Source organism: Ruegeria sp. BG9 (genome assembly GCF_056538305.1).
On the sequence record NZ_JBQFSY010000005.1, the window covers coordinates 176,868 to 189,528 of the forward strand.

At 52.5% G+C, this 12,661-nt stretch carries 14 protein-coding genes; 8 read left to right on the plus strand and 6 right to left on the minus strand.

Annotation, left to right across the window (positions count from 1 at the left end):
* Positions 1-13: 13 nt before the first annotated feature.
* Together ACR0I8_RS10410 and ACR0I8_RS10415 are read right to left on the minus strand one after the other, a co-directional pair.
* Positions 14-268, minus strand: a complete 255-nt coding sequence (locus tag ACR0I8_RS10410; protein WP_170556323.1) for a DUF1427 family protein — start codon at positions 266-268, stop codon at positions 14-16.
* The gene (locus tag ACR0I8_RS10415) at positions 265-1,026 is read right to left on the minus strand and encodes a pirin family protein (protein ID WP_170690354.1); all 762 of its coding nucleotides are present in this window, start codon (positions 1,024-1,026) and stop codon (positions 265-267) included. The genes ACR0I8_RS10410 and ACR0I8_RS10415 overlap by 4 nt, the downstream gene beginning before the upstream one ends.
* A 113-nt stretch (positions 1,027-1,139) precedes the next feature.
* On the opposite strand from ACR0I8_RS10415, the gene ACR0I8_RS10420 reads away from it, so the two are divergent.
* The gene (locus tag ACR0I8_RS10420; RefSeq protein ID WP_170690355.1) at positions 1,140-2,114 is read left to right on the plus strand and encodes a LysR family transcriptional regulator; all 975 of its coding nucleotides are present in this window, start codon (positions 1,140-1,142) and stop codon (positions 2,112-2,114) included.
* Here the strand turns inward: ACR0I8_RS10420 and ACR0I8_RS10425 are convergent.
* Positions 2,076-2,696, minus strand: a complete 621-nt coding sequence (locus ACR0I8_RS10425; protein WP_170690357.1) for an alpha/beta hydrolase — start codon at positions 2,694-2,696, stop codon at positions 2,076-2,078. The two genes, ACR0I8_RS10420 and ACR0I8_RS10425, sit on opposite strands and share 39 nt — an antisense overlap.
* A 14-nt stretch (positions 2,697-2,710) precedes the next feature.
* Positions 2,711-3,646: a VOC family protein gene (locus tag ACR0I8_RS10430; RefSeq protein WP_170690359.1), complete on the minus strand. Its 936-nt coding sequence runs from the start codon at positions 3,644-3,646 to the stop codon at positions 2,711-2,713.
* A 113-nt stretch (positions 3,647-3,759) separates the two neighbouring features.
* On the opposite strand from ACR0I8_RS10430, the gene ACR0I8_RS10435 reads away from it, so the two are divergent.
* Positions 3,760-4,671: a LysR family transcriptional regulator gene (locus ACR0I8_RS10435; protein WP_170377183.1), complete on the plus strand. Its 912-nt coding sequence runs from the start codon at positions 3,760-3,762 to the stop codon at positions 4,669-4,671.
* Positions 4,672-4,852: 181 nt separating this feature from the next.
* On the opposite strand, the gene ACR0I8_RS10440 is transcribed toward ACR0I8_RS10435, so the two are convergent.
* Together ACR0I8_RS10440 and ACR0I8_RS10445 are read right to left on the minus strand one after the other, a co-directional pair.
* Positions 4,853-5,026 (minus strand): hypothetical protein, encoded by a 174-nt coding sequence (locus ACR0I8_RS10440; protein WP_170690361.1) that lies wholly within the window; start codon positions 5,024-5,026, stop codon positions 4,853-4,855.
* Positions 5,027-5,359 (minus strand): DUF1254 domain-containing protein, encoded by a 333-nt coding sequence (locus ACR0I8_RS10445; protein ID WP_170377187.1) that lies wholly within the window; start codon positions 5,357-5,359, stop codon positions 5,027-5,029.
* Positions 5,360-5,731: 372 nt separating this feature from the next.
* On the opposite strand from ACR0I8_RS10445, the gene ACR0I8_RS10450 reads away from it, so the two are divergent.
* From ACR0I8_RS10450 to ACR0I8_RS10475, 6 genes are all read left to right on the plus strand, one after another.
* On the plus strand, positions 5,732-7,057 hold the full coding sequence (locus ACR0I8_RS10450; RefSeq protein ID WP_170377189.1) for a mechanosensitive ion channel family protein: 1,326 nt from the start codon (positions 5,732-5,734) through the stop codon (positions 7,055-7,057).
* Positions 7,054-8,667 carry a mechanosensitive ion channel family protein gene (locus tag ACR0I8_RS10455; RefSeq protein ID WP_170690363.1) on the plus strand — a complete coding sequence of 538 codons (1,614 nt, stop codon included), beginning with the start codon at positions 7,054-7,056 and terminating at the stop codon, positions 8,665-8,667. Before ACR0I8_RS10450 ends, ACR0I8_RS10455 begins: the two co-directional genes overlap by 4 nt.
* Before the next feature lie 141 nt (positions 8,668-8,808).
* Positions 8,809-9,078, plus strand: coding sequence for a potassium channel family protein (locus ACR0I8_RS10460; protein WP_480703130.1), 270 nt, complete (start codon positions 8,809-8,811; stop codon positions 9,076-9,078).
* Between the two features lie 180 nt (positions 9,079-9,258).
* Entirely contained in the window at positions 9,259-10,338 is a 1,080-nt protein-coding gene (locus ACR0I8_RS10465; RefSeq protein ID WP_170377195.1) for an AI-2E family transporter, read from the plus strand.
* Entirely contained in the window at positions 10,335-11,399 is a 1,065-nt protein-coding gene (locus ACR0I8_RS10470; protein WP_170377197.1) for an HlyD family secretion protein, read from the plus strand. The genes ACR0I8_RS10465 and ACR0I8_RS10470 overlap by 4 nt, the downstream gene beginning before the upstream one ends.
* A complete protein-coding gene (locus ACR0I8_RS10475) occupies positions 11,389-12,405 on the plus strand; it encodes a DUF2955 domain-containing protein (RefSeq protein WP_170473361.1) in 1,017 nt (338 codons plus the stop codon). Before ACR0I8_RS10470 ends, ACR0I8_RS10475 begins: the two co-directional genes overlap by 11 nt.
* Positions 12,406-12,661: the final 256 nt, after the last annotated feature.

Consider the following 12,661-nt stretch of genomic DNA (forward strand, 5'->3'; position numbering starts at 1 on the left):
AGGTTGGATGAGGTTAAAGGGTTTTGGGTTCGGTTGATTTGCCCGTCTCTTCCGCCTGGGTGACAGCGAAGGATTTCAGATGCAGGGCCTGTGACACAGCGTCGGAATGACCCCGGATCCATTGCACTGCAGCTTCTCCGGCGAGCATGCCCAAGAGGCCCAAAAGCGCGATGATTGGCGGGGCAGGACTGCGGACTGCGATCAGGCCATAGATGACCCCAATCCCGAGGCCCGCTGCGAGCGATATGAGATATGGTTGCCAAGTCACGTCGGGTCTCCTTGCAATTCTGGTTCGATTGATCTGACTTTGAGGGTTTTAGGTTCTTTCCTTGCCGCGGGGCTTGGCATATCGAAAACCAGCGCAGCACCGTCAGTGTGCCATTGCATAGTGACCTGTTCGGATCGCGGAACTTGTAGTCCGTCACCCGCGCTCAGACGTTCGTGCTCGGCATAGGCAAGGCCATCCAGCAGATGAACGAAGCGGTAACTTTCGCCATTTGCAGAAAGCACAAGTTCTTGACCTTCGGTGAACCGACGAAGCGCCAGTCGCGCCCTTGATCTCAACGGGATCAAAGGGTGCAATGTGGCGGGTCCCGCGAGCAGGACATCCCCTTCGTTCGGAACCGAGGCTTGTGTGTATGCAGGTTGACCACCTACCTGATCCGGGATCAGCCAGATTTGCAGGAACTTTGCGAGGTCTGATGTGGAGCCGTTGTATTCGGAATGGCGCACGCCAGTGCCTGCCGACATTCCCTGCACTTCGCCTGCGCTTATACTGGCGACATTGCCCTGATCATCCTCGTGGCGCAGCTGTCCATCCAGAACCAGTGTAATGATATCCATATCCGCATGATCATGCGCCGCTAAACCACCACCCGGGATCAGGCTGTCTTCGTTGATCACGCGCAGATTGGCGAACCCCATCCGCGTCGGGTCTTGGAACTGGCCGAACGAAAACGTGTGATAGCTGTCCAGCCATCCGTTTTGCGTGCGTCCCCGCGATGCTTTTTCGTGGATCTTGATCATTTCACTCAGTTCCAAGTTCTGTTGTTCTTCGATGTGGGGCGTAGTTTGAACTCGACAAAGCAGAAGTTCTGCGGGTATGCATTAGTTAGGCTAAACTGTTTTTCTGAATTGCCATGCCGCTGTCCCGATTGCCTTCCTTGCTAAGTTTGCGCGCCTTTGAGGCCGCGGCGCGGCGCGGCTCGATCAAGGAAGCGGCCTATGAGCTCTCGGTGACGCCGGGTGCGGTTAGCCAGCAGATCAAGGCGCTGGAGGCCGACCTTGGGGTGGCTTTGTTCGTGCGAAAGACCCGTGCGATTCATCTGACACCGGAAGGGCAGCGCTTGCAGCCAACGATCAGCGAAGCGTTCTTGCAGATCCGTCAGGTCGTCGATGAGGTCCGACCCAAGAAGACGCCCAAACTGCGCATCAGTTCCAGCAATGCGTTGATCAGCAAGTGGCTTTTGCCAAGGCTGCACAAGTTCACCAAGGACCACCCCGACGTTCAGGTCCACATTGAGTCTGAAAACCCTTCGGACCACAAAACCCACGCGACCGCCGATATCGAAATTCGATACACCAGCGAACCGCCAGAGGACCGTTATACGGAGTTGCTTCACCGGGAGTTGATGCTGGTGGTCGCCAGCCCAGGTGTGCTCGACGCGTTCGACATAAAGTCCCCTGTCGACATCAAGGCCGCGCATGTTCTGTACGATACAACGCCGATGCTGGACGGGTGGGTTCCCAGTTGGGTTCTTTGGAGCCAACACGCCGGGCTTCCGAATGCGGTTGATCCTTCGAAAGCCATGCGGTTCGAAAGACCTCCGGGTGGCCAGATTGTGGACGCTGCGATCGCAGGCGCGGGTGTCGCGCTCTGCGGGTCGCTGCTGGTCTATTCCGCGCTTTCGGACGGTCGGCTTGTTTGCCCGTTCGGCCCGGTAGTGGAAACCGGGTTCAGCTATTTCATATGTTGCCACCCGGGCCGGGAACTTGAAGAGCATATTCATGAGTTCATGTCCTGGGCGCGCAAAGAAGCCGCCGTGTTGTCTACGTTGAATGCAATGCGTGAACCTTCACCCGGGGCCGACATTCCCGTTGAAGTGGGAGGCTAAAGCCGTCAGTTCAGAGTTTCGCAGCTCGTGTCCGCCTTCATGGACGTCCGAAGTGACCTCGGCACCATGTTCAGAAAGCCAACTGATAAGGCGTTCCGTCATTGGCCATGGCGTGATTGGGTCGCGTCGTCCGGCGGTCACGAGAACTTTCCGCCCCACCAGCTTAGGATGCGCGTTCGGTTCCCACGTAACCATCGGATGCAAAAGGCCGACCCGCTCGAACAAGTCAGGGCGTTTTAGAAGGACCGCCGCCAAGATGTTTGCCCCGTTCGAATAGCCGAAGCCATAGACCGGATGACCGGGATGAGACGCGCGATGGGCCTCGATGAACGCAGTCATCTTGTCTGTCGCACGCGCAAGGTCCTCCATGTCATACACTCCTTCGGCCGTGCGGCGGAAGAACCGCGCGGCCCCCATTTCAGAGACATCGCCGCGTGGTGATACGACCCCGGCGCCAGCAACAAGAGTGCCGGCCAATTCAACAAGCTGATGCTCATCCCCTCCGGTGCCATGAAAGGCAAAGACCAGCGGACGGGCGGGTTGCGGCGCATGCACAAGCGCCTGATAGAGATCTTTGGACATTTCAACCTCTGAAATCATGATGCAAGTGAGGGCAGGAGACTTTCGATCTTGCTGCGATGTGGCTCGTAGCGGGTAGGCAACTTAAGCGCCTTACCCAGATGGGCCGTGTCTTCATCGCGGTCAAAACCGGGCTCGTTGGTAGCGATCTCAAACAGCACACCACCCGGCGTGCGGAAATAGATCGCCCAGAAATAGTCACGGTCGATAACCGGCGTGACCTGATAGCCTGTATCCAGCAAGGCCTGCCGAACACGCAGTTGCGCGGCGCGGTCGTCGACGGCAAAAGCGATATGATGAACGGACCCAGCGCCCTGACCAGCGGTCGGGGTACTTGACGGTAGCTGCTGCAGATCGATCGTGTCTGCAGCGTTGCCCCCTTCGATCACATAGCGAGTGACGTCACCTTCGGTTTCAGCCTTCTGGTATCCCATGAAGGTCAGCAGTTCACCCGTCGCATCGACATCCTTCAGAGAGAACCGAGCGCCCCGGAACCCAAGAATCCCGGCCTCATCGGGAACACCGCCCTGGGTCCAGGCTGTCCGATCCCGCGCATCAGACTCGACCAAGGCAAAGCTGTCGCCATCGGGGCCGTCAAAGGACAGACGTTTTTCTCCGAAGGCCGTGCCATCGGTCAGCCCAGTCACGCCCTCAGATGCAAGACGTTGTTTCCAGAATTCGACACCACCTGTGGGGATGGCAAACTCGGTCACACCTACCTCGCCGGCACCTCTGCGTCCCTTTGGCATCTGACCAAAAGGAAAATAGGTCATGACCGAGCCCGGCGTTCCAACCTCGTCCCCGTAATAGAGGTGATACACCTCAGGTGCATCGAAATTGACCGTCTTTTTCACTCGGCGCATGCCAAGGGTGTTGGTGAAGAAAGCGTTGTTGGTGCTGGCGTCCGCAGCCATCGAAGTGACGTGGTGCAGCCCTTTGATGTCTTTGATCATGTTCCGCTCCTTGGCTAGTGTTCAACTTGCATCAAAGATGGCGCATCGATTATTAAAGTTAATAGACAACTATGAGGCTTTATTATTGTCGAAAACGGAATTATTGAACTGAGATGATCGAGCTGAAGCCCATCCGCGTTCTGCGCGCCGTATCAGACCTGAAAAGCTTTTCCCTAGCAGCGCGCGAACTGGGCATCGCGCCGGCATCAGCAACACGCATCATAGCGCAGCTTGAGAGAGACCTCGGCACACAGCTTCTGGTGCGTACGACACGGCAAGTTTCACTAACCAGCGCCGGAGCGACTGTCCTTGCGCAGTACAGACCGCTATTGGAGGGGTTTGAAAAGGTCACACGCAGTCTTCAACGGGCCAACCAACCTGACAAGGGCCATCTACGTCTGACCGCGCCGGTATCGCTGGGCGTCACGTTGCTGCCGCAAGTGATCTCGGGGTTTCGTCTCGCCTATCCGAATATTTCAGTCGAGATCAACTTCACCGACACCCTACTTGATGTGATTGAGGAAAACTGCGACCTCGCTGTACGTGTATCGGGCCCGCCTACCGACAAATCGACAATTTGGCGCAAACTGTGCGAAGTTCCGCGGCATATGATTGCTGCGCCATCTCTGTTTGAACACATACCCCGGCCTGATCATCCGCGCGATCTGAATCCAGACTTTCTGATGTCTTACAGCGCGCAAGGCCGCTCGGAAACTTGGGATTTCTCGCATGCAGGTAGCAACGTTTCAGTTCAAGCAGGCGGAAAGATAATCTCCAACAATGGAGACTTTCTCTACGCTCTTGCGGTCGCAGGAGAGGGCATATGTGTTCTACCGGATTTCATTATTGACAAGGGATTAGCTGGCAGGCAAGTCGTGCAGGTCATGTCAAACTGGTCTATCACGTCGTTATGGTTGACGCTGTACTACCCCCCATACGAACAACTCCCACCGATCGTCGGAACGTTTGCCGAGTACTTTGAAAAATTTGTGCAGGACCACCCGAACCTGGAAACACAAGTTTGAAGCCATTTGGGCTGCAAATTGGCGCTGGTTCTCCGCAGGGCAAGTCAGATTGAACGACACTGCTTACGGTAACATGAAATGGGGGTGCTTATGGTCATAAATGCCGCCACCCATCACGGTCGTCATTTCCAAGTTTACCGCGTAAACGTCGACATACTGAGTTGACACCTTACCGCCTGCTTCAGACAACGGGTGAACTTTGTTGTTTGGTCAGCGCCGAGGCTTTCGCAAGGTTTTCTTCGGTGGCGCCGCCGGCAAGGATCGGACGAAGCACGGCAAAGCTTAAGTTTGTGTCCTGTTCATAGACCAGAGTGTTCGGAAGCGGAGGGACGTTGTATCCCTGCTGCACCAGCATTTACCTTGCTCCTGAACCGCGGTCCCGACTGTTGGAGCCGACGTCGTCCAGAGGGCATTGCCATGCATCCACAATTGTGCCGAAGATTCCGATACCCTCTTCGGACGCAGGCATTTCAATAACGATCGGGCCGTCTTCGATAGTCCAATAAGCGTGTAAGTAGGGCGTCGTGTTATTCGGTGTTGCAGTCTGGAAACGCCAATCCTGGGCTTCTGAATTGTACCCAATGTCATTGGAACCAACCCATGCATTGGCAAGTGCATCACGATAAAATTTGAAATTCATCAGCGGCATCGCCCAAACGGCTGCGTCGGCAGCTCGATGATAGGTCATCTGCTCGGCAGTGGTGGCATTCGCTAGATCGAACTCACTTCATCGGCGGTTCTTGTAGCAGCTAGGCCGAAAGCAAGTGCCTTTGCAATTGTGATATCTTTCAAGCGCATCATGGAGGAAATCTTTCCAAAATTGTCCAAATCAGATGAAGCCCTTTCCCTTTTTGGGTCGACCTTAGAACGGCTGCAAAAATGAATTTTCTATACTCGGAATGCAGTAACATCGGCGAATTGGAGTGACTGCCATTTTCTACCACGAGGCGGGGTTAGCGAAGTCGTTACTTGCACTTAAACATGCAAAAATAAACATAAGTCTAGATTTGATGGGTCCTCCTATGCTCTCCTCAAGCGCTATAGGAGTAGGGGACTTCAAATGAAACGACTGAGCAGATTTAGACTGGTCTGGTTATTACTTTGGTGCGTTGCGGTGTCGTCGAATGGATTTCCTGTTGTCGCTCAAGTCACTGAACCTGAGCAGGAAGTTGTTGTGCTGGAAAACAACAACTTGTTGGAAGAGGTGGTTGAAAAAACAATCCCGGCAGATGACTTGGAAATCCTGCTCGTCCCGTTAACGGCGGAAGAGTTATCCGACGTCGCAGGTAGTTGGCAAGGTTACGTGCGATCGCAACTCGAAGACGTCGCGCAAATCAACCTTCAGCTTCGGTCAGCAAGCGGAGAGCAAGAGGCTAGCTTGCGGTCTCAATTGTCTTCCTTAAGTGAATCTGGATCAGATTTTCTGAACAACTACCGACTGGTGCTTGAAGCCTGGACTTTGAAGGGAGCAAAGGCGGAAGAACTAGAGCCTCACACCGACTATATTCTTGCCTTGAAAGCTGGCGCTCTTAAGACAACCGATCTTCAAACACTTTTTCAGAACGCCTGGACTTGGCTGTTTTCCTGGGATGGCGGCGTTGGCGTGCTGATGGCCGCCTTGGGCGTTTTGTTGGCTGTCTGGGCCATGATGTTTGTCGCAAGAATGATGCGACGGATCACCGAACGCGGCCTGGGCAAAATCCCGACGATTTCCAGGATGCTCAAGCGCTTCATAGCCACAACGGTTTACTGGGTTGTCTTTGTGCTTGGCATACTCGTCGTCTTAGCTCTTTTCGGAGTCAACGTCACGCCGCTGTTTGCGGTGCTTGGCGGTTTGTCGTTTATTCTCGGCTTCGCTTTGCAGGAAACTTTGGGCAACCTTGCAAGCGGTTTAATGATCATGGTTCTCAAGCCGTTTGATACCGGCGACTATATTCAGGTAGGGGGCTCATCAGGTTTTGTGGACGAGATGTCAGTTGTTTCGACCAAAATCAGAACGTTCGACAACCAGATCATAGTGGTGCCAAACAGCAAGATTTGGGGGGATGTGATCACCAATGTGAGCGCATCTGAAGAACGTCGGGTCGATCTGGTTTTTGGCATCGCCTATTCGGACAACGCTGCCGAGGCAATTGACGTTCTGAAAGACTTGGTAGCCCAACATGCGCTGTGTTTGAAGACGCCGGAGCCGGAAGTATTTGTGGGCGAGTTGGGTGACAACTCTGTCAATATCTTTTGCCGACCGTGGTCCAAATCAGACGACTATTGGACAGTCTATTGGGACCTAACGGGTCAAGCAAAGGAGCGGTTTGACGAAGAGGGTATTTCGATCCCGTTCCCACAACGGGATGTTCACTTGATACCTGTGGAAGGAGCAAACTCATGAGAGCTTTTTCAGTTTGGTTCGTATCATTTCTTCTCTTGTGCAATGTCGCGTTTGCCCAGTCCGAGGAGATCCTCGTTGCACCCGAAGAAAGAGACGATCCCGAGTTCATAGCGCCGGTTGTTATCGACGGCTCGGAGTTGTTCATGGTTCGAGGATCGAGCGCGTTGCCTGCCATTGAAAGGGCGGCAAAAATTGAGGAACGAATTGCTCAGGTCGCAGATGCGTCTCAACGAAACACGGTCCAGATGCAGATTTCGGATGCCGAGTTCGGAAAATTAATCCGCGCGGATGGACAAATGGTTACGATCACCACGCAAGCGGACGCTGAACACGAACAAATGGCCATTGAGGTTCTTGCTGGGCTTCAATCCGAAGCGATCGAGGCAGCAATCCTCCAATACCGAGAAGGTCGGTCCAATGAGGGCAGAGTGGGCAGTGCCATGGCGGCATTTGCTTGGACGGTAATCTTTGCTTTGGCTTCGTATGGGTTTTTTGCAAAACGTAAAAAGTTATTGAAATACATAAGAAAAATCTTGGAGAAGAGGGCGGAAGGCGTCGAGGAAGCCACCAAGTCCATCTTAAGGAGCAGGGCTATCGCGTCGATCATCGTCTATTCAATTCACATCTTGATGTGGGTCCTTTTTCTGTTCTTCTTCTACTACTATCTTTCTCTGGTCCTGCTTTCTTTCGCCGAAACACAGGGTATTGCTCAAATCCTTTTGAAGTACGTCAGTGAGCCCCTCATCAGCGTTGTCTTGGCAATTATGAGCTACATTCCAAACCTCATCATGCTCGCCATCATTGCCGCTGTCACAAGAATGGCCATTCGTGGCATCGATCTATTCTTTGAAAACCTCGAGAATGGTGCTTTCAAGATCAAGGACTTTGAAGACCATTGGATTGCACCTACAAAAATGCTGGTCAGGGCATTGATCATCGTGATCGCGCTAGTATTCGCTTACCCTTACATTCCAGGGTCTGATTCACGAGCTTTTCAGGGTCTGACCATTCTCGCAGGTATCATGGTTTCACTCGGGTCAAACACGGTTGTTTCAAATATGATGGCGGGCCTGTTTGTTATCTATAGACGCAGTACCAACATTGGCGATCGCATTCAGGTCGGCGACAAGATAGGGGATGTCACCGAAATCAAGCTGATGGAAACACTCATCAAGTCGATAAAAAACGAGATGATTAGTATTCCAAACTCGCAATTGTTAAATTCCGAGGTTGTGAATTACTCGCGCAAAGTGGATGGGCGAGGACTGCTGGTTCACACCTCAGTCGGGATCGGATACGAGGAACCTCCAAAGAAAATCAAAGCTATGCTTGTGGAGGCAGCTCTTCGAACTCAAGGTTTGAAAAAGACGCCGGAACCCTTTGTCCTTTGGACGCAACTGGCTGACTACGCGATCAATTATGAGATCAATGCGTATACGTCGCGTGGATCGAGCTTGCCCAAAATCTTGTCCGATCTTCGCGAGAATATAGTCGAAGTGTTCAATGAAAACGGAACACAGATCATGACACCGTCCTACATAGCAGATCCGCCTGAACCCAAAGTTTCGACAGAAGAATGGAACGGCAGGCTTGCTCATGAAGTTGAATAGGTTCTTTGACCAAACGACGATAGGCGATTCATAATAAATTCGAAAACTGCTATGTAATTATGTGTTAGTTGCTAAGGTAGTCCAATGAACGCGCTTACCAGAATCACCAGAGGGATACGAACGGCCTTTAAGGATGGCAGAGTGAAAGGCCTTTTGGCCTTCACGGTCGGAATGATTTTATGGGCCTCGGTCTTCTACCACTTTGTAGAAGGTTGGAGTTGGCTCGACTCAATCTACTTTTCTGTCGTTACAATTTCGACCGTAGGGTTTGGTGATTTTTCACCTGAAACCGCAGTGGGGAAAATCTTTACAATGTTTTACATCATTGTAGGACTGGGCGTTTTTGTAACCGCTGCGACCACTGTGGCTGATACGATCTTATCCCAAGACGACAAGAATACAGACGAATAAACTGCACCTGGTTTCGTCCAACCGAGTTCGTGCACAGGCATCAGATTGCCAGCGCATTTCAAACCCTATTGCGGATTCACTTTTGTCTTCAAATCGATAGGTGATCAGCCCAATCTCAAAATAATATACATATAACGTTTTTTGAGTATAATAATCAGAAAACAAACCCAGGGGGATGGAATGGAAAAAACTCAGGACGCAAAGATTGTCGATCTAGCGATACGCTTGCTGTTTCTCGGACTATTTCTCTATAGCGCATTGGTCATGGTGGCCCCGCTCGCAAGCGTGGTCATCTGGGCAACGATCCTTTGCGTGGCGCTCTATCCGGTGTTTGATTGGATGCAATCCAAATTGGGAGGGCGAAAGAAGCTTGCAGCGACGATCTTGGTTTTGTTGGGCCTTGTTCTGACCCTGGGGCCTGTCGCAACTGCGGTTTCCGGTGCTGCTGAACTTGGATCCGAGTTTGCGGAACAGGCCGACAAAGGCGAAATAAAAATCCCTCCAGCACCCGAAGGTCTCAAGGAACTACCGGTAGTCGGCGGGAAAATTGCTGATGTTTGGGGCATGTTCGAGCGGAATCTGGACGGTGCGCTTGCAAAATACGGCACCCAAATTCTTGAAATCACCAAGTCCCTTTTTGGTAAGGTTTTGGGGATCGGAATTGGGCTTCTTGGCCTTGCCCTGTCGGTATTGATAATGGGGGCTTTGTTCAGTCCCGGACCAAGTATGGTTCAGGGCCTTCAGCGCTTTGCCAACCGTGTATTTGCGCCGCGTGGTGGTGAATTCGTTACTCTGGCAGGCGCAACAATCCGAAATGTCACTAAGGGTGTAATTGGTGTCGCCGCCATTCAAGCCGTCGTCGTTTGGATATTGTTGGTGCTGTTTGGGATAGGCTCGGCCGCTACGCTGGCGTTTGTCTGCCTGATCCTCTCGATCATCCAGATTGGACCCGGTTTGGTGCTTATACCAGTGATCATCTATGCATGGAGTTCCATGTCCGGAGGTGCAGCTTTGATCTTCACCATACTGGCCATTCCCGTGACCATAATGGACAGCTTCCTGCGCCCCGTCTTTATCTCAAAAGGCCTTGAAACGCCGATGCTTGTGATCCTCATCGGGGTTCTGGGAGGCATGATGGCCTATGGCTTGATCGGCATTTTCATGGGACCCGTATTGTTTGCGGTCTTCTATGAGTTGTTCAAAGTTTGGATTGACGCACCACCGGTTAGCGAAGACGCCGCTGAAGGAGCTGCAGAATGAGGAAGACGATCTGGTCGACATTAGCCGTCATTCTCATTTTTCTCGTCTGGTATCTGGTCGCTGACAGAAAGACACCGTTCACAGGAAATGCCAGAGTAAAGGCCGTGGCGACCCAGATCGTTCCGCAGGTCACTGGGACGGTGACCGAGGTTCTTGTTCAAAACGGTCAGGTGGTCTCGGCAGGGGATGTTTTAGTTCGCATTGATGCCAGACCGTACGAAATCGATCGTGACAAAGCCCAAGCCGATCTCGAGGCGGCCACTCAGGAGGTGGGTGCCTCGTCAGCCGAAGTAAGCGCTGCTCAGGCCAAACTGGCGAGGGCGCAGAGTGATCTCGACACTATGCGTCTTCAGACTGAGCGCGTATTTGCGCTCGAAAAGAAAGGGCTGATTGCCGTCTCAAAGGCTGACGATGCGCGAGGGCAGCTTGCAGAATCTGAGGCAAACTTTGAGAACGCAAAAGCGGATCTGGAAAAAGCAAAGCAGAGGCTCGGTGACGATGGGGTTGAAAACCCGAAGATCCAGCGCGCGTTGGCTGCTTTGGCGGATGCGGAACTGAACCTTGAATGGACTGAACTGCGTGCTCCGGCAACAGGTGTCATCTCAAACTTGCTGATAGCCCCAGGTACGTATGCCCGATCAGGGCAAGATCTATTGACGTTTCTGGATGCAACAGACGTCTGGATCGAGGCGTATTTTACTGAGAACAACCTGGGAAGAGCGTCGATAGGGTCTCCGGTTGATGTGGTATTGGATATGCATCCCGGTAAGATTGTCCCTGGCGTCATTGAGAGCTTCAGTGCCGCTGTGTCTTTGAGTGGTGGTGATGAACCCGGGCAATTGGCAAGCGCACCAAGTACCAAGGGGTTCTTGCGAGAGCCTGAAAGGTTCCCGGTCAGGATCGTCTTACCCGGTTATGAAGCTGGAAGTGCTGAAGATGACCTTCGCTTTCAGCTGAACGGGCAGGCCGATGTAATTATGTATCTAAGTGACAACTCGTTGCTGAACCTCGTCGGCCGTACCTATATCCGCGTGGTTTCAATTCTGTCCTATGCGTACTGAGGACCAGCGCTCTGTCGCCCGGCTTGCGCTGGGTGTGACCGGTGTCTTTTCGTTGGGCTTGTTTCTTGGTTGGCCACTCGCAGTCGTCGGGGCGGTATTCACTGCACTGTTTCTGCAAGCGCCTGCCGCATTGCCTTTGGCGGCATTTGGCAAGCTGTTTGTCTTCTCAATTGGATTGATGTTCATTTCGTTCCTGCTGTCCTCAATTTTCTCACCATATCCTGTTGTGTTTCTCATCCTCGTGGCGATTGGAATAATCCTGTCTTTCGTTTGGTCGGTTTCTGGTGCCGGAGTATTGCCGGGTGTTATCGCTCTCATGGGGGCGTTGATGATCCCGAACTTGGTTCTGCAATCGCAGGATTTGGCCTTGGTGCTCGTGTACTGGATACCGCTGAATTTGTTTTTTGCGGGCTTTGTTTCAACGCTGATGTTTGTGCTAATTCCCGCTGAACCTCCGACGGCCGCTCAGAAGAAAGCAGCAACGTCGTCAGACTTTGACCCACATCGCCGCATCGTCAGGATGTCACTTGTCACAGTTCCGTTTGCTATGGCGTTCTTTGTTTCAGGTGCATCTGCACTACTGGTTCTGTTTTTTGTCGCGCTGCTGAGCCAGCAACTCGCGGCGATGCCTGCGGCGGGCAAAACCGTAGCGAAAGCAATGCTGACGGCTAACCTTCTTGGGGCGGCAGTCTCCATCATTTGTTACGAAGTAAACGTAATAGCCCCGGTCATTCTCACCTCTATTCTGCTGTGTTTTTTCTTTTGTCTGACCCTCGGAGCACTTGGAAAATCACAAGCCCCGCTCGCCGCCGCCGCTGGCTCTGCAATTACGACTGCTTTGATCGTCTACGGTGGGTCAATTGCGCCCTTTTCCGACGAAGCTGACGTAAAGAGTATTACGCGAGTTCTGCAAGTCGCCAGCGCTGCGATCTTCGTAATTGTTGCCTATGTCGTGGTTGACGAATTCTGGCCTGAAAAGAAACGACAGCCTGCATCAGAAGCCTAAGGTGGAACCGTTAGACAATTCACTCCACAGAAGGTTTGAAAGTTTTGCTGTTCTAAGTCGCGTTTCATGACACAGAATGCACACTTCAAGGATGCATCCAAAATCGGGAAGTTTACTTTCCGCTTTTTACGAATTGCCACCGGACCGCTTCGCTTGCTGGCTACTCTGGACCTGAAAGTTGCCGTTCGTTCAAGGTGCTGCCAAAGTTCTAAGCGAGCCCTTAGAAGACGGTCATTTTCGCCCGCAGGCATCCAAC

Coding starts and splice junctions, on each gene's coding strand:
- ACR0I8_RS10415 (WP_170690354.1), bottom strand. CDS start 1,026: ATGATCAAGATCCACGAAAAAGCATCGCGGGGACGCACGCAAAACGGA.
- ACR0I8_RS10465 (WP_170377195.1), top strand. CDS start 9,259: ATGGAAAAAACTCAGGACGCAAAGATTGTCGATCTAGCGATACGCTTG.
- ACR0I8_RS10425 (WP_170690357.1), bottom strand. CDS start 2,696: ATGTCCAAAGATCTCTATCAGGCGCTTGTGCATGCGCCGCAACCCGCC.
- ACR0I8_RS10430 (WP_170690359.1), bottom strand. CDS start 3,646: ATGATCAAAGACATCAAAGGGCTGCACCACGTCACTTCGATGGCTGCG.
- ACR0I8_RS10455 (WP_170690363.1), top strand. CDS start 7,054: ATGAGAGCTTTTTCAGTTTGGTTCGTATCATTTCTTCTCTTGTGCAAT.
- ACR0I8_RS10470 (WP_170377197.1), top strand. CDS start 10,335: ATGAGGAAGACGATCTGGTCGACATTAGCCGTCATTCTCATTTTTCTC.
- ACR0I8_RS10435 (WP_170377183.1), top strand. CDS start 3,760: ATGATCGAGCTGAAGCCCATCCGCGTTCTGCGCGCCGTATCAGACCTG.
- ACR0I8_RS10445 (WP_170377187.1), bottom strand. CDS start 5,359: ATGACCTATCATCGAGCTGCCGACGCAGCCGTTTGGGCGATGCCGCTG.
- ACR0I8_RS10440 (WP_170690361.1), bottom strand. CDS start 5,026: ATGCTGGTGCAGCAGGGATACAACGTCCCTCCGCTTCCGAACACTCTG.
- ACR0I8_RS10475 (WP_170473361.1), top strand. CDS start 11,389: ATGCGTACTGAGGACCAGCGCTCTGTCGCCCGGCTTGCGCTGGGTGTG.
- ACR0I8_RS10420 (WP_170690355.1), top strand. CDS start 1,140: ATGCCGCTGTCCCGATTGCCTTCCTTGCTAAGTTTGCGCGCCTTTGAG.
- ACR0I8_RS10450 (WP_170377189.1), top strand. CDS start 5,732: ATGAAACGACTGAGCAGATTTAGACTGGTCTGGTTATTACTTTGGTGC.